This is a genomic window from Alteromonas sp. W12 (assembly GCF_001924945.1).
Lineage (GTDB): Bacteria > Pseudomonadota > Gammaproteobacteria > Enterobacterales > Alteromonadaceae > Alteromonas > Alteromonas macleodii.
On sequence record NZ_LQXH01000013.1, the window covers coordinates 115,274 to 138,465 of the forward strand.

18 protein-coding genes are annotated in these 23,192 nt (G+C 44.0%); 10 read left to right on the forward strand and 8 right to left on the reverse strand.

Going from position 1 to position 23,192, the window contains the following annotated elements; translation table 11 throughout:
* Window positions 1-133 precede the first annotated feature (133 nt).
* On the reverse strand, window positions 134-1,072 hold the full coding sequence (gene mdh, locus AWH61_RS19055; protein ID WP_014950802.1) for a malate dehydrogenase: 939 nt from the start codon (window positions 1,070-1,072) through the stop codon (window positions 134-136).
* A 237-nt stretch (window positions 1,073-1,309) separates the two neighbouring features.
* Between mdh and argR the strand changes: the two genes are divergently transcribed.
* Entirely contained in the window at window positions 1,310-1,774 is a 465-nt protein-coding gene (gene argR, locus AWH61_RS19060; RefSeq protein WP_014950803.1) for a transcriptional regulator ArgR, read from the forward strand.
* Window positions 1,775-1,839: 65 nt separating this feature from the next.
* Here argR and AWH61_RS19065 read toward each other — a convergent pair whose 3' ends face one another.
* Window positions 1,840-2,523 carry a type 1 glutamine amidotransferase domain-containing protein gene (locus AWH61_RS19065; protein WP_075177931.1) on the reverse strand — a complete coding sequence of 228 codons (684 nt, stop codon included), beginning with the start codon at window positions 2,521-2,523 and terminating at the stop codon, window positions 1,840-1,842.
* 193 nt (window positions 2,524-2,716) lie between these two features.
* Window positions 2,717-5,746 (reverse strand): TonB-dependent receptor, encoded by a 3,030-nt coding sequence (locus tag AWH61_RS19070; RefSeq protein ID WP_075177932.1) that lies wholly within the window; start codon window positions 5,744-5,746, stop codon window positions 2,717-2,719.
* 376 nt (window positions 5,747-6,122) lie between these two features.
* Here AWH61_RS19070 and AWH61_RS19075 point away from each other — a divergent pair, with 376 nt between their 5' ends.
* The 5 genes from AWH61_RS19075 (at window position 6,123) to AWH61_RS19095 (ending at window position 11,034) form a co-directional block, all read left to right on the forward strand.
* The gene (locus AWH61_RS19075; RefSeq protein ID WP_039231278.1) at window positions 6,123-7,019 is read left to right on the forward strand and encodes an ABC transporter substrate-binding protein; all 897 of its coding nucleotides are present in this window, start codon (window positions 6,123-6,125) and stop codon (window positions 7,017-7,019) included.
* On the forward strand, window positions 7,016-7,969 hold the full coding sequence (locus tag AWH61_RS19080; RefSeq protein ID WP_075177933.1) for a hypothetical protein: 954 nt from the start codon (window positions 7,016-7,018) through the stop codon (window positions 7,967-7,969). The genes AWH61_RS19075 and AWH61_RS19080 overlap by 4 nt, the downstream gene beginning before the upstream one ends.
* A 208-nt stretch (window positions 7,970-8,177) precedes the next feature.
* Entirely contained in the window at window positions 8,178-8,801 is a 624-nt protein-coding gene (udk, locus tag AWH61_RS19085) for a uridine kinase (RefSeq protein WP_014950808.1), read from the forward strand.
* 12 nt (window positions 8,802-8,813) lie between these two features.
* Window positions 8,814-10,025 (forward strand): NupC/NupG family nucleoside CNT transporter, encoded by a 1,212-nt coding sequence (locus AWH61_RS19090; protein ID WP_014950809.1) that lies wholly within the window; start codon window positions 8,814-8,816, stop codon window positions 10,023-10,025.
* Window positions 10,026-10,194: 169 nt separating this feature from the next.
* A complete protein-coding gene (locus tag AWH61_RS19095) occupies window positions 10,195-11,034 on the forward strand; it encodes an isopenicillin N synthase family dioxygenase (protein ID WP_075177934.1) in 840 nt (279 codons plus the stop codon).
* 92 nt (window positions 11,035-11,126) lie between these two features.
* Here AWH61_RS19095 and AWH61_RS19100 read toward each other — a convergent pair whose 3' ends face one another.
* On the reverse strand, window positions 11,127-12,287 hold the full coding sequence (locus AWH61_RS19100; RefSeq protein WP_075177935.1) for a tetratricopeptide repeat protein: 1,161 nt from the start codon (window positions 12,285-12,287) through the stop codon (window positions 11,127-11,129).
* Window positions 12,288-12,572: 285 nt separating this feature from the next.
* Between AWH61_RS19100 and AWH61_RS19105 the strand changes: the two genes are divergently transcribed.
* The 3 genes from AWH61_RS19105 (at window position 12,573) to AWH61_RS19115 (ending at window position 14,821) form a co-directional block, all read left to right on the forward strand.
* Complete coding sequence (locus tag AWH61_RS19105; protein WP_075177936.1) at window positions 12,573-13,079, forward strand: fasciclin domain-containing protein; 507 nt, start codon at window positions 12,573-12,575, stop codon at window positions 13,077-13,079.
* A 207-nt stretch (window positions 13,080-13,286) separates the two neighbouring features.
* Window positions 13,287-13,706 carry an MAPEG family protein gene (locus tag AWH61_RS19110; protein ID WP_014950813.1) on the forward strand — a complete coding sequence of 140 codons (420 nt, stop codon included), beginning with the start codon at window positions 13,287-13,289 and terminating at the stop codon, window positions 13,704-13,706.
* Window positions 13,707-13,840: 134 nt separating this feature from the next.
* Window positions 13,841-14,821, forward strand: a complete 981-nt coding sequence (locus tag AWH61_RS19115; protein WP_069944997.1) for a GGDEF domain-containing response regulator — start codon at window positions 13,841-13,843, stop codon at window positions 14,819-14,821.
* Between the two features lie 32 nt (window positions 14,822-14,853).
* Here AWH61_RS19115 and AWH61_RS19120 read toward each other — a convergent pair whose 3' ends face one another.
* The 4 genes from AWH61_RS19120 to AWH61_RS19135 all read right to left on the reverse strand — a co-directional run bounded on the left by AWH61_RS19120 (window position 14,854) and on the right by AWH61_RS19135 (window position 19,452).
* A complete protein-coding gene (locus AWH61_RS19120) occupies window positions 14,854-15,543 on the reverse strand; it encodes a 3'-5' exonuclease (RefSeq protein ID WP_075177937.1) in 690 nt (229 codons plus the stop codon).
* A 4-nt stretch (window positions 15,544-15,547) separates the two neighbouring features.
* Complete coding sequence (locus AWH61_RS19125; RefSeq protein ID WP_075177938.1) at window positions 15,548-17,377, reverse strand: putative nucleotidyltransferase substrate binding domain-containing protein; 1,830 nt, start codon at window positions 17,375-17,377, stop codon at window positions 15,548-15,550.
* A gap of 98 nt (window positions 17,378-17,475) precedes the next feature.
* A complete protein-coding gene (locus AWH61_RS19130) occupies window positions 17,476-19,182 on the reverse strand; it encodes a sodium:solute symporter family protein (protein ID WP_014980378.1) in 1,707 nt (568 codons plus the stop codon).
* A 3-nt stretch (window positions 19,183-19,185) separates the two neighbouring features.
* Entirely contained in the window at window positions 19,186-19,452 is a 267-nt protein-coding gene (locus AWH61_RS19135) for a DUF4212 domain-containing protein (RefSeq protein WP_014950817.1), read from the reverse strand.
* Window positions 19,453-19,709: 257 nt separating this feature from the next.
* Between AWH61_RS19135 and AWH61_RS19140 the strand changes: the two genes are divergently transcribed.
* Entirely contained in the window at window positions 19,710-23,153 is a 3,444-nt protein-coding gene (locus AWH61_RS19140; RefSeq protein WP_039228591.1) for a PAS domain-containing hybrid sensor histidine kinase/response regulator, read from the forward strand.
* Window positions 23,154-23,192: the final 39 nt, after the last annotated feature.

Sequence of the window (23,192 nt, forward strand, 5' to 3'; positions counted from 1 at the left end):
GTAACGTTATAATGAAAAGCCTGCTCATTGAGCAGGCTTTTTTTTGTAATGTCTTAAATGCAAAAAAGGCTGGGTACGTAAGAACGTATCCAGCCTTTTCTAGCGGATGCTAGTACATCCGCTTCAGGCGCTATTAGCCGTTTACGAAGTCTACGCCTAGCTTGATGTCGCCACGTAGGCCTTCAAGCATGTCGTTTTTCGCTTTTTCTTCAAATGCGCTTAGCTCGCCGTATGGCAAGATTTCTTCAACACCGTTTGCGCCTAGGCGAACTGGATGTGCAAAGAATGCTGCGTCGTCGCTGTCGTCAGTTTGTACATAAGTGTACTCAACCACGTTCTCACCTTGCATTGCTGCAACTAGAGATAGACAGAAGCGTGCCGCTGCTTGACCCATTGATAGGGTTGCAGAACCGCCGCCCGCTTTAGCTTCAACAACTTCAGTACCCGCGTTTTGGATACGAGTAGTTAGGCTAGCAACTTCTTCGTCTGTGAACTCTACGCCTTCAACTTGTGAAAGTAGAGGAAGAATAGTTGTACCAGAGTGACCACCGATTACCGGTACGTGCACAGAAGATACGTCTACACCTTTAAGTTCAGCAACAAACGTTTCAGCACGGATAACGTCTAGTGTCGTTACACCGAAAAGCTTGTTCTTGTCGTAAACGCCTTTCGCTTTAAGCGTTTCAGCTGCAATAGCAACAGTAGTGTTAACTGGGTTAGTGATGATACCAACACACGCGTTCGGGCAGTTATCAGCTACACCTTCGATTAGGTTTTTAACAATGCCGGCGTTGATGTTGAATAGATCAGAACGATCCATACCTGGCTTACGAGGCATACCCGCTGGAATTAGAACAACGTCTGCTCCAGTTAGTGCATCAGCTAGGTCATCTTTACCGTGACCGGTTACTTTTACCGCAGTGGGGATGTGGCTCAAATCAACGGCAACACCAGGAACAACTGGCGCTACGTCGTAAAGCGCTAAATCTGAACCTGCTGGCAATTGTGTTTTCAACAACAAAGACAGCGCCTGACCAATACCACCGGCAGCACCTAACACGGCTACTTTCATACCATTTCTCCTATGGGATTACTTCACGTATTTAAACGGAACGTCACACTAATGCAACGCGGGGGAAAACTCAATCACCGGATCGTCTTATTAACGTTATTTATGGCGATTTTATCTCGATATTCATTATCATGAATGATTATGCAAAGAAATTGCGCAAAGTCTACCTGTACGGCACAATATACGCATACTAAATATAATTCCTAACGATAACCCTCAAAAAAGAAAAGAGCGCTAATGGCAAACGCAAAACAAGAGCTACTCATCAAAGCTTTTAAAGAAATTCTTAAAGCAGAAAGTTACGGTTCACAGGGCGAAATTGTTGATGCATTAAAAGCACAAGGCTTCGACAACATCAGCCAATCTAAAATCTCTAGAATGCTAAGCAAGTTCGGTGCAGTAAGAACCCGCAATGCTAGAGGCGACATGGTGTATTGCTTGCCTCCAGAGCTAGGTATGCCTACGGCTAAAAGCCCTCTTAAACAGCTGGTACTGGATATCGTTCACAACAACGTAATGGTAATCATTAGAACCAGCCCTGGTGCTGCACAGCTTATTGCGCGCTTGCTTGACTCATTAAGTAAGAAAGACGGAGTTTTGGGCACCATTGCAGGTGACGACACTATTTTCATCGCGCCAGCGGATGTGTCTAGAATTGAAGAACTAAGACAGCGTGTTGAAGACCTGTTTGAGAACGTTTAGGTAGCCACGCTTTTAAAACGGTGCCCTCTCATTGAGGGCACTATATATTCTGCTGTTCGCTGACGCTAACTCAATAGTTTAATCAGCGCATCGGCTGCTGGTCTTGATGACGGCGGATTCTGTCCCGTCACCAGTAATCCGTCGGTACACACTTTTACAGCAAAATTGTCGGCGCTCTCATACTTACCGCCTTTTTTAACCAGTTCATCTTCAACCAGATAAGGCACTACATCTGTAAGTTTCATTGCAGCTTCTTCACTGTTTGAAAATCCGGTAACAGATTTTCCCTCTACCAGGTATTTGCCATCAGGCGTTTTAACGTCTTTAAGCACAATTGGCGCGTGACATACTGCCCCAACGGGTTTATTAGCTGCGATAGTGTCTTCGATTAGTTTTATCGAGTGCACATTGTCAGAAAGGTCCCACAACGGACCGTGTCCCCCTGGATAGAACACCGCGTCAAACTCTTCAGCTCTCACATCTTCAAGCGGAATAGTCGACGCTATAGCGCTACGCGCCAGCTCATCTTTCGTATATCGCATAGCGTCGTCGGTCATTGCATCGTCAGCCAGACTATTGGGATCGATAGGCACTTGCCCTCCCATGGGTGACGCCAAAGTTATCGTATATCCTTGGTCTTTAAATGCGTAGTACGGCGCAGCAAACTCTTCCAACCACATGCCTGTCTTTTTGCCGGTATCACCCATAATTTCGTGAGATGTCATTACCATTAGCATACGTTTTGACATAAGCCCTCCTTGCGAGCATTTAAAAATTTGTCGTCAATTACTTCGGCTAATGTACGTAGTTAGATCATTAAAAAAGCGGAGGATCGTTTGATTGCATGATTGTGAGATTAATGACGGGCATAAAAAAGTGCCACTTCCTGTTAAGGAGAGTGGCACCTAACACTACAACTTGTAGCTAGTGTTTTTCTACAGCTTAGAAGCGGTAGTTAACACCTACACGTAGTTCCCAAAGTGACGCATCACCTTGACGGCGCTCTGGATTAGCAGTGCCGACTACAGCCGTGTTGAATGAAGTCTCTTCTAGGATACCCCAATCATCGTTTAGCATATTCGTGAAGTTATCGATTACGAAGAATACTTGTGCGGTGTGGTCTTCGTGGAACGCTGGAACATCTTGGCGAACAGCGATGTCAACCTTCGCCCACCATGGACTTTCTTCATCGTTACGCTCAGCACCCATTGGAAGTACGTTGTTAGAATCCAAGTATGGTGTGAAGTTAAAGATGCTATTTACTTCGTCTTCAGAAATAGTGAAGCTGTAAGGCTTACCAGACTGAGCAACCGCGAATGCAGAGAACGTAGTGTTGTAGCCATCGATAAGCTCAGTTGTATAGCGGAAGTCCAACGTAAAGCGGTGTGCGATATTCCAATCTGAAAGTGAAGACACTTCTTCATTTGGGTTGGTAAATGCACGGAACTGGAAGTTAGAGAACGCTACAGAACTAGTCATAGGCTGAACGTCTTCAGCGTGGCTGTAGTTATAACCACCCACGATTGAGATGCCGTTGTCCCAAGACTTGTTCATAGTCGCTGTTAATGAATAAGAAGTAGAGCTTTCATCAGAGTTAGTTAACTCTAGTGAACCTAAGCCCGTTCTTTCATATTCAATATAGCCTTCCTCTGTAAGACCCACAGGTTCTATGCCTTTGTATTTAATCATCGCTTGGTTTTGCGTAATGCTAACCAATAGATCTAAGTTGAATACGTAGTCTTCGTCTGTGATGTGCGTCATACCTGCAGAGATTTTCCACTCGCTAGGCATTTCAAAGTCTGGGTCAAGGTTATTTGGTTCAAAGTTACTACCAACACCGGCATCCATCTGAGCATCAAGGTCAGACGGTACTGAGTAACCAGGGCCAGCAGTAACGCCGTCTTCAGTGTTAACCCAAGTTACGCTGCCATCTAGGATGTTTGCGTAATCACCACGTACTTCACCACCAGTAACGTTGGTGTTCTGGTAGTTGTTGGTCATCCAAACATTAGGGTTACCGCCTGAGAAAAGACCAAAGCCACCGCGTAGTTCTGTGCTATCGCTTAGCGTGTAGTTAAGACCAACACGTGGTTGAAGAAGGTCTACACCGTCTAGGTTTGCACTGTTGCTATAACCGTAAGATTCGGTGAATTCAGCGTTCTCTAGAGGGCGGTCTGACGTTGTAATCCAGTCATAACGAAGACCAGCAACTACTTTCAGGTCATCAGTTAGGTAGAACTCGTCTTGCGCATATGTAGAGTGTGAAGTGTAGCCCCACTCAGCAGCTCTATCTAGAAGGTTGCCCGAGTAAGCATACCCATAATCAATTCGAGCATTCGCACCATTTTCGAAGTCATCAATGCTGTTAAATGTAGTTGTTGTTTCGGCGTGCTGTACGAAAAGGTTGAAGATATCAAGCTTGTCGTTTTCATAACCGAAAGTTAGCGTGTGACCGTTATCGAAGTAGTAGTTACCGCGGAACATGATGCTAGTTGCATCCCAGTCTAGGTCGTTGGCTTGACGGCTGTCATCAGAACCTAGATAAACAGAAAGGTTATCAGCGTCATCATTAGGATCATTAGCCATGCGAATGATAATTTCACCGAAATCATTGCCACCTGGTGTTCCGTCGCCATAGAAAGAGCGCTGAAGGTTATCAAGCTCTGTACGAGCTACGCGGATTTCGGTTGAGAATTTGTCTGTCCAGTCAGAGTAAAGTACACCGATGAAAGACTGAAGTTCTGCACCACGCTCATATAGGTGGCTTTGGAATTCAAATTCGTTTGAATCGCCATCAGACTCAGCGAAGTTGTTACCGTCGTTGTAGTTATAGGTAAACGCTAAACGATGCTGGTCGTTGATGTTCCAGTCTAACTTAACAAGTAGCTTTTCATCTTCGTTAGCAAGGCTTGATGGAACACCGCCAGCGTCAAAGTTGTAAACGTCTTGAGAAATCTGTTGGATGCGCTCAACTTCTGCTTGAGTAATGTTAACTTCGTTAATCGAACCAGAGCCGATAGCGCCACGGTCAAAGGTGTTTGCACCTTCAAGTTTTTCGTATGCAGCGAAGATAAATAGTTTATCTTTGATAAGCGGTGCACCAACGGTGAAGCCGTAACGTTTCTCAGTATACGCGCCTAGGTTGATATCATCACCTTCAAGTGAGTCACCACGTAAGCTGTCGCTACCGAAATCGTAGAATGCAGAACCGTGAACTTCGTTAGTACCGGTTTTACTTACGGCACTGATGTTACACGCAGAGAAACCACCGTAGATTACGTCGAAAGGTGCGATTTCAACTGAAACACCTGCGATAGCGTCGAAAGAGAAAGGCATTCTTTCTGTTGGATAGCCGTTTGAGTTAAGACCGAATAGGTCGTTCATGCGAACACCGTCAACAGTCAAGCTGTTGAAACGCGGGCTTTTACCCACACACTGGATACCGTTGCTGCCGCCTTCGTCTACGTAAATACGTGGGTCAATACGCACGATGTCAGTGATATCACGGTTAATAGCAGGTGCTTCTTGAAGAGTAGAAAGGTCGAAGCTTGCTACTGGGCCAGTTTGACCGAAAGATAGGCTGCTAACCTGAGAACCAGTTACAACAATGTTTTCGTATTGAGCAGCTGGCTCAAGCATACGCTCGATAGATGCTGATTCACCAAGCTCTAGGTAAACATCGTTGATAGTTTGATCAGCGAATTCGTCAGAATCAATAACTACTGTGTATGGACCACCTACGCGAAGACCACGAAGACTAAACGTACCACCACTGTTTACTGTTACTGTTTTAACAGCACCAGTAGGAACGTGAGTAACTGTTACTACAGTACCTGCTGCAGGGTTACCTTGCGGGCCCATAATTTTACCGTTCAATTCAGATGACGTTACCTGCGCCATTGCAGTTGACGACAAACCGATTGACAGCGCAACCGCAGCCGCAATGCGACTGAACTTTGCTGATGTTCTCATGTGTGTTTCCCTTTTTGTTTAAATTTGTTTTTAGGTTCGCTAGTAGGGTATTTCCCGTAGTCGACCTTCAATTAATATGAACCGACGAAATTGTTATAGAGATTCATGTCAATTTTATTACAACTTTACATTTTTATTTAGCAGCAATCCCCCTAGGCCTTTGACTTTGCAAAAAATATCTTGACCAAATGGTCAGATTAATTTACTTGTTATTATTCTCGTCAATTCACGGCGATTAGCTGTTCCTATTCTTGCCATATCGAATACTAATAAACAGCGTTTAATAAAAATCAGGTTTACCCATAAAAATAACAAAAATAACAATGACTTACTATTTTAAAATAAATTTACCTATTGCAATAAGTAACCTTAACTGATGAAATCCGCATATAAATCGTTAATTCATTTGGTCGTTTTTTTGACAGATTTTAGAATTGTTACCTCTGTAAAGTGGATTGTCTTTGCTGTCGTTGCATTATTATGTAGCGTAGCTAGCTATTTTAAAAATTCTATTTTTTATGATGACATTCTGCCACAAACCGGTCAAATATTAACCTGTGAAACGGGATTATCTGGAAATGAAGACATATTTTCTGCCTATATAACCGATGGTCGTATCGCAGAAATGGTTAATGAGCGCTTATGCTCGGACAGTACAATAAAACGTCAATATAGCGGCATAAAGGTAGTAGTTGGACAAAGCGATTACGACACCTTTAGATACATCAATCACGGCGTTGTTGATCTCGCTTTAGTGAAAAGTAATATAGTAGACGCTTTCGGCGCTGACAAAATATACGGTCTAACGAAGTTAGCCGCGCACCCCGACTATCCCGCATTCTTCATTTCTCTCAGAGAGAAGCCAACGTTAAGCAAAGAATATCTTCTAGGAAAACGCATAGGTCTTCTTGATTATCCAAGTAGTCGCTCTGGCCATATAGTGCCGAAAACCGTTCTCCATCATTTAGGCCTGAACAGTAGCAATATCGATATTATTTATTACAGTTCTCATAAAGAACTAAGGCGCGCACTCCTTGCAGGCGAGGTCGATATTATATCCACGTATTGGGCTGAAGAAGACGGTGAAACTTTCTCTAAAAACTATATATCTCCACTGCTAGAAAGCGTAAGCGGCATGCAATGGTATTTGAAGATGCAGACTCAAAATACCGACTTATTCTGCGCTGTGCAGTCGGTTGTTTACGAAATAGCGACAACCCACCCGAGACCATATTACAAAAATATTACGCTGGAAGAAGGGTGTAACAAATGAGTAAAATAAAACTTCGCCCTAGGTCTCCTATTAAGCTCGCAATTATCTTCTCTTTATTGCTAATCTCATTGCAAATTGCATCTGTTGTAGGCCAGTATTTCGCGCATCAATCTTCTATTCACCGGGCTATTGACGTAGTTGAGAGAAGAATCAGTTTAGATAGCGCTTTCCTTGATGTGGGAAATGAAACGCTGAACACGCCAGAGAACAGATATGCTATAGGTCGTTACCTTGAACGCCTTAATCGAGTAGTCGAAGAAAAGGCACTCCCTGTTGTCGTTAGCGAAATCCAAGGAGTTCAGGTCAAATCAGACTTATCTGAATATCCAGCACTACACCGCACCACCTTCGAGAATGCAGAGCAAAGCATAAATATTTCTATCAATAGTAGAGCACCTATTAATGAGGTTGGTCTTAGTTGGCTTGGCATTTTACTCGCGTTTCTTATTGCTCCCCTTTTCGCTTTTACGAGTAAAAAGAGACGAACACAGTCTTCACTTGAAGAATTAGTGCTTCCTCCTAAACCAAAGCTTGTTATCAACCTTCAGGAAAAAACGATTTCGAACGGTATTGATGACAAAGTAGTGACACTACAAAACAAACCTCTATGTTTCTATACCGCACTAGTTAAATACTGCATAGATAACCCAAATGAGTCTCTGCCTCCTCACAAAGATGTGCCACACGAGTTAATGGCATTGGCTAACAAGTGTTTTGGTCGATTAATCGAATTGGGCCATACCAAGCGAAAACGCCCAGATTTCAATGCAAATTTAGATAAAACCCTCAGCGAAATACGCGCTGCACTTGATGATGTATTCTCTGGTTATGTTGATGAAAAAGAAACCTACTACCCACCCAGAGCGCAAGGTGAGGGCTCTCGCTCGAAGCAGCATTCGTATGCATTACCGAGTATTAAGGATGACGATATAGAGATAATTGGTAACTAGCGATATTTTGACTTGTTCAGTTAAAAACTGACCACTTGGAGAACTTTTTGGTATTTTTTGTAAGCTGACTAAACGCCCTGCAATACCTTGAAAATACGATAAAGTTCTAGCAAAGACCGATCCAAAAACCGAGAACTTGTGAATATAACATTGATTCGCGAGGCCTAAACGCGTATCTTTGCACCAACAAAATCAGCTTTATAGTACTATGCAATCGCCACTTATTATTGCCATTTCTGGAGCTTCTGGCTCTGGGAAGTCTCTTTTTACAAAAAATTTGTTTAACGGCTTCAGTGCTCAAGGCCGCCCTGTTCAAGTGCTGCGCGAAGATCACTACTACCGTGCGCAAGATCATCTTCCCATGGAGCAACGTGAGAAGAACAACTATGATCACCCAAATGCCTTTGAACATGAGCTTTTGAAAGCACACTTGCAAGCATTGCGCGATGGTCAGCCTATTGACTATCCACATTACTGCTATAAAACGCATACGCGTTTGCCTGAAACTGAGCGTCTAAATCCTGCGCCAGTCATTATTCTTGAAGGTATCATGCTACTTGCTCGTACTGATCTACTTCCTTTGTACGACGTGAAGATCTTCATTGATACTCCTCTTGATATTTGTTTGATGCGCAGAATGATGCGCGACCTAAAAGAACGCGGTCGTAGTATTGAATCTGTGGCAAAACAGTACGAAGAAACTGTTAAGCCTATGTATCATCAATTTATCGAACCTAGCCGCTTCACTGCCGACGTAGTAGTGACGCAAGGTGGCAAAAACCAAATTGCATTAGATGTGATCAAATCACACATTCAGCAAGCGCTTCTTTAAGGGAACATTACTATGGTGAGTTTACTGGGCATTGCAGTCCTTCTGGGTATTGCCTTCGCGTTATCATCGGCGAAACGCAATATAAATTGGCGCACCGTTGGTGGCGCATTTGCTATTCAAGCATCCGTTGGCGCGTTTGTCCTGTATTCTGAACCTGGTAAAGAAGTATTGTTGAGCGCAACGCGTTTTGTCGCCAACATCATTGCTTATAGCCAAGAAGGCATTAATTTCTTGTTCGGTCCTATTGGTGACAAGTCGATCGCGTTTATTTTTGCCTTTAACGTGCTTCCAGTTATCGTGTTTTTCTCGGCGCTTATTGCCGTTCTTTATCACCTCAAAGTAATGGGTTTGATCATCAAGGTTATCGGTGGCTTTTTACAGAAAGCGCTGGGAACTAGCCGACCTGAATCCATGTCTTCTGCTGCCAACATTTTTGTGGGCCAAACAGAAGCGCCTCTTGTGGTTCGCCCTTTTATTCCACATATGACGAGCTCTGAGCTATTTGCCATTATGGTGGGTGGTTTGGCGTCAATTGCTGGTTCAGTAATGGCGGGCTATGCAGGCATGGGGGTAGATCTTAAGTATTTGCTAGCAGCTAGCTTTATGGCTGCGCCAGGTGGCTTACTTATGGCAAAAATCATGTTGCCAGAAACCAGTAAGCCAAATGAAGATTTACATGACGTAGATGCGGAAGATACCGGCTACGCCAATGTATTTGATGCAGCCGCCAGTGGCGCTGCATCAGGCATGCAACTTGCGTTAAACGTAGGTGCAATGCTACTCGCTTTCATAGCACTTATTGCCATGTTTAACGGCCTTATTGGCTGGACAGCAGGATTATTTGGCTATGAAAACGTGACGTTTGAAGGGATCCTGGGTTATGTGCTTCAACCTCTTGCATGGGCAATCGGCGTACCATGGGAGGAAGCGCAACTTGCAGGCAGCTTTATTGGTCAGAAAATGGTAGTTAACGAATTTGTTGCCTACCTAAACTTCCTAGAGAACCAATCACAGCTATCTGAAGCATCTCAGGCCATTATCACCTTTGCACTTTGTGGTTTTGCAAACTTCTCTTCTATCGCTATTTTGATGGGTGGAATTGGTGCTATGGCACCAACACGCAGAAAAGAAATTGCGAGACTGGGGTTAAAAGCTGTTATTGCTGCAACGTTATCTAACTTAATGAGTGCCGCGCTAGCGGGCTTTTACCTCTCTCTTGGTTAAATTTCATTAATTTGGACCAGTTGGTCAAGATTTTACTAGACTAACTGGTCAGGTTTCTGTAAATTACGCGCAAATTCCTCGCGGGGTTGATTTATGTCAATTTCTGCGACTTTTTTCTGTAGCCCGTCTACCTTTATAATGCCGCAGTCAAAATATACGGGATAAAGTTATGCAATTAGTTGCTGTTGATTACCAAGCGGAAAACGCACAAGAAGAATTCGTGAAGTCACTTCGCGAGACAGGGTTCGGTGTTTTAAAAAATCACCCTATCCAACAGTCATTAGTTCAAGGTATTTACGACAATTGGCAGGGCTTCTTCGACAGTGAAGAGAAGAACGATTACCTGTACAACAAGGGTAAACAAGACGGATTTTTCCCTCAGAGCGTATCTGAGGTAGCCAAAGGCTTTACGAAAAAAGACATTAAAGAGTATTACCACTTCTATCCGTGGGGTCAGTGTCCAGAAGCGCTACACCCGCAGATTTCCCAGTACTATGGGGAAGCAAACACACTAGCGAAAGAGCTATTGGGTTGGATAGAAAAACATTCTCCTTCAGAGGTGAGCGATAAGTACAGTCAACCGCTGGGTGACATGATCAAAGATTCTGATCAAACCTTGCTACGTATACTACACTACCCGCCACTAAAAGGTGATGAGGAAATAGACGCAATTCGCGCAGCTGCTCACGAAGATATTAATTTGATTACTATCTTGCCTGCAGCCAACGAGCCAGGATTGCAAGTACAAGCTAAAGACGGTAGTTGGATTGAAGTTCCTTGTGATTTCGGGAACTTGATTGTGAATATTGGCGACATGCTTCAAGAAGCATCTGGCGGATACTTCCCATCAACTACGCATAGGGTTGTAAACCCAGATGGTGCTGACATGACGAAATCTCGTATTTCATTGCCACTGTTCTTACACCCCAGACCAGATGTTGTTCTTTCAGAACGTCATACCGCAGGGTCATACCTGCAAGAGCGCCTTCGTGAGCTGGGCGTTATATAAATTAAGTTCCTTTTGTAGTGTTATTCTTTTGCCGCAGCTAGTCTGCGGCTTTTTTTGCCTGAATTATACCGCCTACCTTCTCAACACCCACTTCATTGATTATTCGCTAAAGCTGATAATTTGGACTGATAACGAGACTTGTCTTGCCTGTTATTTGCATGCTTGATAGCGCGAGACAAGTATTGCTCAGCGTTGGTTATGTCTCCGCTTTCAAAATACGTTTTCGCTAATCCAAACAGAATTTCATGACGGGTATTATCAAGTTTTAGTCCCTTTAAATAATATGATATCGCTGCCTCGTACTCTTCATTATCGAAAGCTTGTTCACCCAATATATAGTGGTAAAAGGGATTGCTTTGGCGTTTAGTATCCACCATTTGGTTGATTGTTTTCGCCTCTTCAAACCTATCTTGATAACGATAAAGTATCGATAAATTTTCCCATGCTGTGAGGTTTTCACTATTCAAAGATAAAGCATGCCTGTAGGCCGCCTCTGCTTGTTCGTACGCATCGGCCATTCGATAGAGTACTCCAAGATTGACCCAACTTTGGGCCAGTTCCGGTGCGATGGTAGCAGCAGCCCTAAAATAGCTATAGGCCTTGGTATAACTGTTGGCAACAAGCGCATCAGCCCCCTTATTGTTGTAGAACATCGCTATAACTTTTTCCTCTGACACAGCGATTCTAGGAAAGTAACTTCTGAGGGTTTGGGGGTCGAAATCCACGTCCGCAAAACTTCCTCCAATAGAGACGACATTGGGATCTTCTGGAAGTTGAACTCGTAAGTTAATATGACCATTTAGTAAACTGTACCCTTCTCGACGAGTCCAGTATTCAGGGATTTCTACTTCGTAGAACGTGGCTTGTAGCCCTACATGTTTCGCTAACGCATACGTCATAATGGAAAGAGACAAACAATTCGCGGCTCTATTATTGAACGTAGTATTTGCTGTGGTGTTAGCACCGTTTCTGTAAAGCATTCCCTGATCAGAATGGTCAAATATGGCCTTCACTAACCCTTTTACATTTTTTTGCAGCGCGCTTTTTTCATAGACCGCTTGCTCAGCAAAAAACTGTGCGTCTTCGTCTAAGTAAAAAATTTCATCTGAAGACTCTACGGGAAATAACGTATAGGAAGGAAAGAGACTGTCATTTAACAAAGTGGGCGCATCTTTTACATGCTGATTATCAGTAGATTGGCAAGCGGAAAGCACTATGCATAACAACAAAGGAACAGCGAGTCGAGCATTCATAATAGGCACCTTTCTTATTTACTCGATAGATTAAGTATAGCAGCGCACCATGAATTTACATTTTATTTACAACTAAGTTCAAAGCTCGTTCAACGCATAATTTTACTCGCTTCCTTAGGTGCTCATAAATTGCGACTTGGCATTACACAAAGTTAATCATCAAATTTCCCTGAAGTGCCGTAACAATTCTCAATTCAGTAGCTTTCAGTGGCGTAGGTCAGTAGTTGGCGAAACGAAGGATGTTGAATTTCACTTAACGTAATTTAATAGGTAAAAGGAAAGAGTATGAAAAAGTTAATTAGTGCGTTCTTCTTAGTTGTATTGAGTGCCTCAGCGGTTGCTGGCCATCATGCCAAGGATGGACATAAAGATATTGTCGACACCGCTGCAAGCAACGACATGTTCTCTACACTTGTCACCGCAGTTAAGTCTGCCGACTTGGTTACTACACTAAAGGGAGATGGGCCATTCACTGTATTCGCTCCCACCGATGAAGCTTTTGCTGCGCTGCCGGCAGGCACCGTTGAAATGCTATTGAAACCTGAGAATAAACAAACCCTTGTTAAAATTCTCACTTATCATGTAGTAACGGGTAAAGTCACAGCAAAAGATGTAGCTGGGCTATCTGATGCCACTACCGTTGAAGGAAGCAAGGTAATGGTCTCAACTGATATGAATAAGGTTATGATAAACGACGCAAATGTGATTAAAGCCGACATCATGACGAGTAACGGTGTTATTCACGTGATCGATACTGTGTTGCTTCCAAACGATGTTAAAGCGGCGCTGTAATCCCTCTTGCAAAGAAAAGCGTTGAAAACAAAAGCACTAAAAATTAGTGCTTTTGTTCATTGATTTATGCATGTGCTTCGATCTCTTCAACAAGTCTCGGCGTAGAAACGTTAAACGGTTAGTTGGTCACGGGCATGTTTAAACAGGCCTTCGTTGTCATCCAACCAGTCGTCTGAATCCATTCAAGGAATAAAGAAAGGAGTTCACGTGTTCACAGTCTACACATATAGTATTGCGGGCCTTTTGCTTATAAGCTTTACCGTTTTCGTGCAAAACATCGTTGCCGCTATCGCTCACAGAAAACAGTCTCGCTATATTCCTGGGAAAGTCAGCGAGGAATTGAGTCATGATAGTTTCGTATTCAGAAGCCACAGAACATTTCACAATTCGCTCGAAAATATTCATCAGTTTACGCTCCCAGCTCTTCTTTGCATTTTTCTTGGCGCATCAACTAGCATACTTGCAGCACTTGTTTGGATTTACGCGCTAAGTCGCATCATTCATATGGGACTGTATTACGCAATCGCTACAGAAAAAAATCCAAGCCCAAGAAGCTATTTTTATATGATAGGCACGCTGTGTACCTTCGGCGTATTTGGTCTTGCAGTGTTTAATTTGTTTTCGTAGAAACGATATAAAGTAAGAAGATAAGAGTGAAATTGAACCAAATGGTTAAATATTAAACTTTTGGTTAATCCACATTTTCTAAAATTAGGCGTACTCTTGAACCTGAACACTCACCTTTGTGTTTAGGAGTACTTGTGTATATTGAACAAGTTGGCGACCGAACTTTAGCAGATTGCAAAGTACTGATTGTCGACGACCAAGCCAGCAGCAGACTTGTTCTGGAAACTTTACTTGAAGACACAGTCGCCTGCGCCTCTGTGGGCTCAGGTAAAGAAGCAATTGAATATTGCAAGTACCATACGCCTGACCTAATCCTCATGGATGTTTCAATGCCCGAATTAGACGGGCATCAGACCACCGCATTGTTAAGAAAAAAGCCGTTGTGTGCTCACATTCCTATTATTTTCGTGACCTCTTCGTCAAGTGATGAAGAAGAGTCGAGATGTTGGGAATCTGGCTGCGTTGACTTTGTGGTGAAGCCGGTAAACGCTTGTACCCTACGCAACCGTGTAAAATCACACATCAATCACAAGCTTAGAAACGATTTGCTCGAAAAGCTTATCTATGTAGATAAGTTAACAGGTGCCTACAATCGCCACTATTTAGACGACTATTTACCCCGTTTAGTGAGAGATGGGTTGCGTAATGTTACTCCTCTCTCCTTGGTTATTTTTGATGTTGATCACTTTAAACTGTTCAATGATATGTATGGTCATATAGATGGCGATAGCTGTTTGTGGAAGGTCAGTAAAACGATTAACGACGCCCTACTTCGACCTATGGACAAATTAGTGAGAATTGGCGGTGAAGAGTTTTTGGTTATTCTGCCTAACACCGATGTAGACGGCGCGAAGGCCGTCACTGAGCGCTTATTGCGAACGGTTTATGACCTGAATATTCCTCATGCGGCATCTGAGTATGAGCGCGTTACGCTAAGTGCAGGCTTAGCCGTCAAGCATGCTGATGACAATAAAACTATCGACTACGTCATGTTAGAAGCAGACAAAAATCTGTATGTGGCTAAAACCTCTGGACGGAATCAACTCGTGGCGCCGACAGCGGTAAGCGCTGGCAAAATAAATGCACCGAGTCATCCCACAAAACTTAAGGCCTAGGCACTATAATTAGCATCGCCTTGCTTTAGACGCTAATGCGGTACTCCCAGCTTAAAACGGCCAACAGCATTCGTGTGAGCCAAAGACTCGAGTGAATTCTCCAAAGTAATTCCCAATTCATTTAGCTGTGCGTAGAACAACTGTATTGTCGCTAACGCATCATCTAGTGCGTTGTGTTCAGGAAACGCGGGTAAGTCTAACCGTTGCCTACAAACCGTTAGCGTTGCACTATTACTCGGTAGCACCTGATGTTGTTTGTTTAACTGATAAAGTGCGAGTTGAAGCGTATCAATATAGAGCACTTCCAACTGCGGTAATCTACACCGTTTGAAGGCACTATCAAGCGCCATCAAATCTAATCGCGCATTGTGAAAAATTAGAACATGTGTCTTCAGTAGTGGTAGCAATGAATTGATGGCGTCTGCTAAGCCTTCGCCTTGTTGCAAAATATCTAAGGTCAATCCGTGTATTACAGGGCTTTGTCCTAAGTCCGCTGACGTATTAATAACGTGATAGCCACTGGAGGAAAGCGTAATTTTTCCAGCTGAACCACTTACATAACCAATCGATGTAATTTGAGTTGTCACAGGGTCTAACGATGTGAGTTCTAAATCAACAGACGCCAAAGGGATGTCGCCCAACGTTTTATCACGTAACGACTTTCTGAATTGATGATTCCCAAACAGTACCGATGCACAAGCTTCGATTATTCGCGTTATCATGGGGTTAACTTACGCCGCCAGAGAACTTCATAACCATTGCTTGATTGGTTCGCTCTATAGCCTTGAATGCGGCTTTTAGCTGATGCTTTTCTATCGATGATAAACTTGAAACCGACACACGATTGTCCGTTACTTTATTTTCCAACTGATGACGCCAACGCAAACGATTTAAAAACAGCCAAATATCACGCAGGTTAGTCGCATCTCTTTTTGAGAGCTGTGAATTTTCCGATAGCGCGTCTAGCCGGGCAAGTGTATTAGGCAACGTAACGCCATCAGCTAGCGCGTATATGCGGGCGATATTGTTGATTAAGGCCACGGCTCGGGTTTTAAGGTCGATCACGTCCTTCTCTTTACGGCCTTTTTCATAAATGAACTTTTGAAACATGGAAAGCGGAACCGATATTTCGTTACTATTTCTCGTAAGCGCTGCTAAGAACATATTTTGCTTCATCAAGGGGGCCCTTTGACGCTGCAACTGCTTAAATAAACTTATATCCCCGGCTGCGCAGCGAACATCAAGAAAAATATTAAAGTGCATAATCGCATCTTTAGTTGGTGCTTTTACCCATCGCTTAGCTTCTTCAATGGCTTCTTCAAGCGAGAGTCTAAGCTTAGGATTACTCGCCATAATATTACCATCGCACAGTTTAATGCCGCATTTGGCCAAACCGTTACACACATAATCAGCCATTTTTGCGAAATATTCAGCTTGCGTTTTGCTTGGCCGCTCAGCAAGAAGCAGTCCATTGTCTTGATCCGAACCCATCGTCTGATCTTCTCTTGCCTGTGATCCATAAACAAGCCACGCAAACATCATGGGGGCTTTCCCGTTAGCCTGTTGGAAAAAGCCAATAAGCTTTCTTGTCATAATATCGGTAGCTTGAGATAAAATTTTGCCAGCAATGTCATAGTCCCCTGCTTTTTTCGCATGAGCAGAGAAATAATGCGGTAACTGCCAGGATAGCCGTGTTAATTCGTAAAGGTTCTCCGCTTTGCTTAGCTCTCCAATAATAAAAAGAACGTTACCACGCTGATGACGAATAATATCGCTGGCTGTCACCATACCCAATGGCACAAGGGTTTGCTGGTCGATAACGGGGAGGTGATGAATGTTCCTTTCGGTCATAAGCGCCAAGGCATCAAATAGCGTTCTATTTCCCATTATCTGCGCAGGATTAGGCGTCATTATATGGCTGACTGGAAGATGAATATCGAGAGAGGCGGCAACCACTCTTGAACGTAAGTCTCGGTCGGTGATAATGCCAATAAGCTTATCTTCTCGTGTAACCAGTAATGACGATACCTTTTGATTCGTCATGATCTGCGCCGCCACTGTTATTGACGTTTCTACGTCCACCGACACGGGAGACTTATTAATAACATCCTCAAGCCCTTTATAAAGCCACATGGAGTTACTATCGGAAATAGCATGGTTTTGAAGGGCATTATTGCGCAGCCCATCAAAAAAATTTCGAATTGCAGGCAGTTCAAATAACGGGGTAACAGCAGACGCTTCAAAACAGTAAACCAGACCTGGACTGTCTACACTGATGCTTAATGAAAAATTACGTTTTTCCATTATATTGGTGTAGCCGAAGTAGTCGCCCTCACTTAAATGGCGTAAAGGGGCATCTGAATCTTGGACGGAAAACTGTCCATTTTGAATAAGAAAAAGTGACGATTTGCCCTTTTGCAGGTCGCCCACATTATCCGCTGTCAGGTAAATCAATTCAGTATGTTTTACTAGCTCAAGCTTTTGCTCTTTATCCAGCACGTCAAAAGGTGCTGATGTGTTGAGAAAGTCTTCAACTTGTTTAGCCATCGCAGTCATAGGAAATGTCCAGTTCACAAAAAGAAAAAACCAACCTACTCACTTTCGCCAGTAGATTGGTTTTATTTTGCTAAAGCCTATCTTAAGGCAACATTAGTTTAGTGCGCTGATGCTTCACCCGCCCCCTTAGGATAACGAATGCTTTCAACCAGTTCTTGGATTTCTTCTGGCGCTTCATCTGTTGCTTTGAACACAAGGAAAGCCACAATGAAGTTCACCATCATACCTAAGGTACCAATACCTTCAGGAGAAATACCAAACCACCAGTTGTCAGGCGTATTGGCCGCTGGGTTTACAAATTTGAAGTAAATAATGTAAGCCGCAGTGAAGGCAATACCTGAAATCATACCAGCAATAGCACCTTTATCGTTCATGCGCTTGCTGAAGATACCCATAATAATTGCCGGGAAGAAACTCGACGCCGCTAAGCCGAAGGCAAATGCCACCACCTGTGCAACAAAGCCTGGCGGATTGATACCGAAGTAACCTGCTATGACAATGGCCACCCCAGCAGCAAGTCGCGCATACATGAGCTCGGCTTTATCGGTAATGTTTGGCATAAAGTTTCGTTTCAGTAAATCATGGGAAACAGAGGTTGAAATAACCAGCAGCAAGCCTGCGGATGTTGACAGTGCTGCTGCCACACCACCCGCTGCAACGAGTGCAATAACCCACGCAGGTAAGTTCGCAATTTCAGGATTAGCCAATACCATGATATCGCGGTCAACTTTCATTTCGTTGCGCTCGTCACCCGAATAGAACATCTTGCCATCACCGTTCTTATCTTCATATGAGATAAGGCCAGTTTGTTCCCAGTTTTTAATCCACGACGGCGCCTCTTCATAGCTGGTTCCCGTCATTTCAGGTCCATTAATGGTTTCGATCATATTCACACGGGCAAACGCTGCTAGTGACGGTGCTGTGGTATATAGAATTGCGATAAACGCTAGTGCATAGCCTGCAGATTTACGCGCATCGTGAACTTTAGGCACGGTGAAGAAGCGAACGATTACGTGTGGGAGACCCGCTGTACCTACCATTAACGCAAAGGTGATAAAGAATACATCAATGGTACTTTTTGTTCCTGAGGTGTATTCGTTAAAGCCTAACTCGACAGATAAATTATCGAGTTTCTGCAGCATATGCACCCCCGAACCGTCTGCTAAGGTTGCACCAAAGCCGGTTTGCGGCAGGATATGTCCTGTTACCATCATTGAGATAAATACCGCTGGTACAATGTAGGCGAAAATCATTACACAATACTGTGCAACTTGCGTGTAAGTAATACCTTTCATACCGCCAAGTACCGTGTAGAAGAACACGATAACCATACCGATAACCACGCCAGACACAATATCAACCTCTAAGAAGCGGCTGAATACCACACCTACGCCACGCATTTGACCTGCAACGTATGTAAAGCAAACGAAGATTGCACAAAATACAGCAACCGTACGCGCGGTTTGTGAGTAGTAACGATCCCCAATGAAGTCAGGTACCGTGAATTTGCCAAATTTACGTAAATAGGGAGCTAAACAAAGCGCAAGTAGAACATAACCACCTGTCCACCCCATTAGATATACTGCACCGTCATACCCCATAAATGAGATAAGACCCGCCATTGAAATGAACGAGGCTGCCGACATCCAATCTGCTGCCGTTGCCATCCCATTCATAACGGGAGGTACACCGCCACCTGCAACATAAAAATCGTTAGTTGAGCCTGCGCGAGCCCAAATAGCGATAGCGATATAAAGCGCAAACGATGCGCCAACGATAATAAACGTTAAAGTTTGAACGTCCATGATTTACTCCTCATCTACGCCGTAGCGTTTGTCCATGGCGTTCATCTTCGCCATGTAGACAAAGATCAATGCAACAAATACGTAAATTGCGCCCTGCTGCGCAAACCAGAAGCCTAATTTAAAGCCAAAAAATTGGATTTCATTTAAGATATCGACAAAAATAATGCCGGCACCGAATGATACGATAAACCAAACGACTAAAAGCTTGGCGAGAAGAGCGAGATTCTCCCTCCAATACGCTTTTTTGTCCTCTTCGTTTCTAAATGCCATTGTTTCACCCTCATGTCAGGTTAATTGATTGTTATGATTTTACATATTCCTAACGCCCGGCTTTGTTAACGTTATTGCTGCGTGTTACGTGATTGAGGAAAGACAATCACAGGCAGCAAAGTCAAGCATTTAGGAGCTCGCGTATTACTCTAGACCTGCCTTTAAAAATTCAAAATGAGACCATGGTCGTAGGTAGACCATGGTCGAAATGATTATAATAGCGACAGAATTGTTAAAACTAAGTTAAAAGGAACGTTATGGTTTTTGGTTGGGTAACACTTGCAGTACTGTACCTCTTCTTGCTGTTTTCACTGGCGAGTTGGGGTGAAAAGAACTCGCCCACCGCTAGAGCACTAACGTCACATCCCGCTATATATTCGCTGGCCCTTGCTATTTATTGTACCGCGTGGACTTTTTTCGGCATGGTAGGCCAAGCAAGTAGAGACACCTGGATTTACCTGCCAATCATGCTTGGACCTATTCTCGTTTACGTCTTGGGTTATAAGTTTATTTACAAGTTAACCCTCGTCAGTAAGAAGCAACACATCACTACCATTTCCGACTTCATCGCGTCGCGCTATGGAAAGCGCCAAACCGTAGCTTTGGTAGTTACGCTTATCGCGCTCCTTGCCACTATTCCTTATATCGCGCTTCAATTAAAAGCAGTGGGTGCTACTTTCCAACTCCTTACTCAGCAGCCTAACAGCAACGGCATTATTATTGCCGCCACTGGCTTCATCGCGGCATTCGCAATATATTTCGGTACCCGGCAAACGGACGTCACCGAGTACCGACGGGGTTTGATGCTGGCTATCGCCTTCGAATCGACCATTAAATTGCTGGCGTTAGTGCTGGTTGCCATCGTTGGTTATAGTGCGTGGAAGCGCACCCAGTCTGGTCCATTCTTCGAAAGTTTCACCAATGAAATAGCCTTGGCGCAGTTTGGTTCGTTTACTTTCATCGCTCAAACTATCATGGCGGCAGCGGCCATTGTTTGTTTGCCTAGGCAGTTTCACGTTGCCATAATTGATAACCTAAGCCTAGGTCATCTGCGCACGGCAAGGTGGTTATTCCCTCTCTACCTGACCATTATTTCAGCGGTAATTCCTATTATCGCCATTGCAGGCAAAGCCATTTTTGCTGGCGCTAATATCGAGCCCGACTCTTACGTACTGTCACTGGCTGTATTTTCAGAGTCAGTTCTTCTTCAAGTGATTGTCTTCGTAGGCGGGCTCTCTGCCGCAACAGCTATGATCATTGTGGCAACACTCACACTGAGTACTATGCTCACCAACGATGTGATTCTGCCGCGCATTCTTGCATTTACAGGTAATACCGATGACAAACAGGACGTGTCGAGCAAAATCAGGCTTATTCGCCGTATCGTCATCGCGTTTATCTTGCTTATGGCGTTTTTGTACCACCAGCAAATGACCAGCAGCCGCTCGCTTCATTCAATTGGGCTTATTGCGTTCTCGTTAGTTATCCAGCTTATGCCAGCCATTGTTGGCGGACTTTACTGGAAACGCGCGCATGCGCACGGGGTTTACGCAGGGCTAATGGTGGGATTAGTGATTTGGGTATTGTGGCTTGTGCTTCCCATTGTGAGCGAGCAAGTTTCACAAATGGAACAAAACGAACTCATTAGCCAAGGCGCTATGATTAGCTTAGCGGCAAACAGCTTTGTTTACATACTCTTTTCACACTTTGCACCGCAGCGTCTTATCGACAGAATGCAAGCTGAAGCCTTTGTGTCTCCTGCCATTTCCACTAACAATACCGTTAAAGCGCAGGCAACTAACGTGACCGTCTCCGATCTTATAACGCTATTGTCGACCTTTATGGGATCCGGTCGTTGTGAACAATTGTTGGAACAATATCAGCAACTCAATAATTGCCAATTAAAGCACGACGATACGCCAAATGAGTCGTTTTTATCATTTTGCGAACGCGCCTTGGGTGGCGTTATTGGCGCATCGAGTGCCAAAGTACTGCTAGACAGCGCATTGCGTGGTAAGAAGATGGACTTTACCGAGGTTATCAACTTCTTCGATGACACAACGCAAGCCATGCAATTTAATATGACTGCACTACTCACGTCACTTGAAAACATGGACCAAGGCATTAGCGTAGTCGACAAACACTTAAATTTAGTAGCGTGGAATAAACGCTATGCCAACCTCTACCCTTACCCAGATAACTTGTTGGCAGTAGGTACGCCCATAGAAAAGCTTATTCGGTATAACGCTTCACAAGGTGAGTTCGGCACAGATAACGTAGACGGTGAAGTAGAAAAAAGGCTGGCTCATTTGCGCTCTGGTATGCCCCATCGCTTCACGCGACAACGAATGGATGGACGGGTTATTGAGATGGTAGGTAATCCTTTACCTGGCGGAGGCTTCGTAACAAGCTTCAACGACATCACCGGACACGTGGAAATACAGCAAGCGCTTGAAGAATCAAACATTGACCTTGAGGCTCGTATTAAGAAGCGCACTGAAGAAGTACACTCCATAAACGCCGAGCTTCGACTTGAAATAGAACGGCGCTCTGATGCCGAGAAAGAACTGATAAGGGCACGAAAGGCTGCAGAAGATGCCAATGCCAGTAAAACCCGCTTCTTGGCGCTCGCAAGCCATGATGTTTTGCAGCCGCTAAATGCGGCCAAGCTCTACGTGAGCGCCCTTGAAGAACAAGAACTGACTGAGTCAGCGCTAGCCATTATTCAAAAGCTTAGCCATAGCGTGACGTCTAGCGAAACACTCATTGGCACTTTGCTGGATATTGCACGCTTAGATCAAGGTGAAATGAAACCCGATATTGAGCCTATTGATGTAAGGACCCTGCTGTCACCACTTGTGGACGAAATGGCGATGCGCGCGCGGGAAAAAGGACTTGGTTTTAAAGCGATTATACGCCCGTGCTGGGTAAAAGCTGACAAAACGTACTTATACCGAATAACGCAAAACTTGCTTTCAAATGCGGTGAAATACACGGAAAATGGCCGCGTCTTGTTCATTATCAAGCCTGTCAAAGACACCGTTTATTTCAAAGTTATCGACACAGGCATTGGCATATCTACCGATAAAAAAGACAGCATTTTTGGTGACTTTTTCCGCGCAAACGAAAGTAAGGAACACGGTATTGGTCTTGGCTTGGGGGTTGTTCGACGTTTAAGTCTGCAGTTGAACAGCGATATTAGTGTTACCTCGAAAATAGGCAAAGGCAGCTGCTTTGCGTTTAGCTTGGATAAAGCTGAGCCAAAACAGGTATCCAACGTTACAGCAAAGCCCCGCAGTACAACATTTACAGGCATGGACGTGCTTTGCGTGGACGATCAAAGAGAGAACTTAGATGCCATGCAGACCCTATTACAGAAATGGGGAATCAATGTGGTGCTTGCGAACAATTGGGATGACGCGTTGAAAGTCTGTGAGACTATTCAGCCTCAAATCTTACTCATGGATTATCAGCTCAGTCATGACAGCGAGAAAAATGGGCTAGCTTTGATTGAAGAGATAAGACATCGACTTAATATTGTGGTGCCAGCAGCGCTTATAACGGCGACACCAGATGAAAGCTTAGTTACACAGTGTAAAGCCCAAGGCGTAAACTTCTTAGCTAAACCGCTAAAACCAGCGAAACTGCGCGCACTACTTCAAAGTATGACGCGCTACATCAGGGAGGCGAAAAACGTGTAGCTAGTAGCTTGCTGCAGTTTTTTCGCTATATGTTTAAGG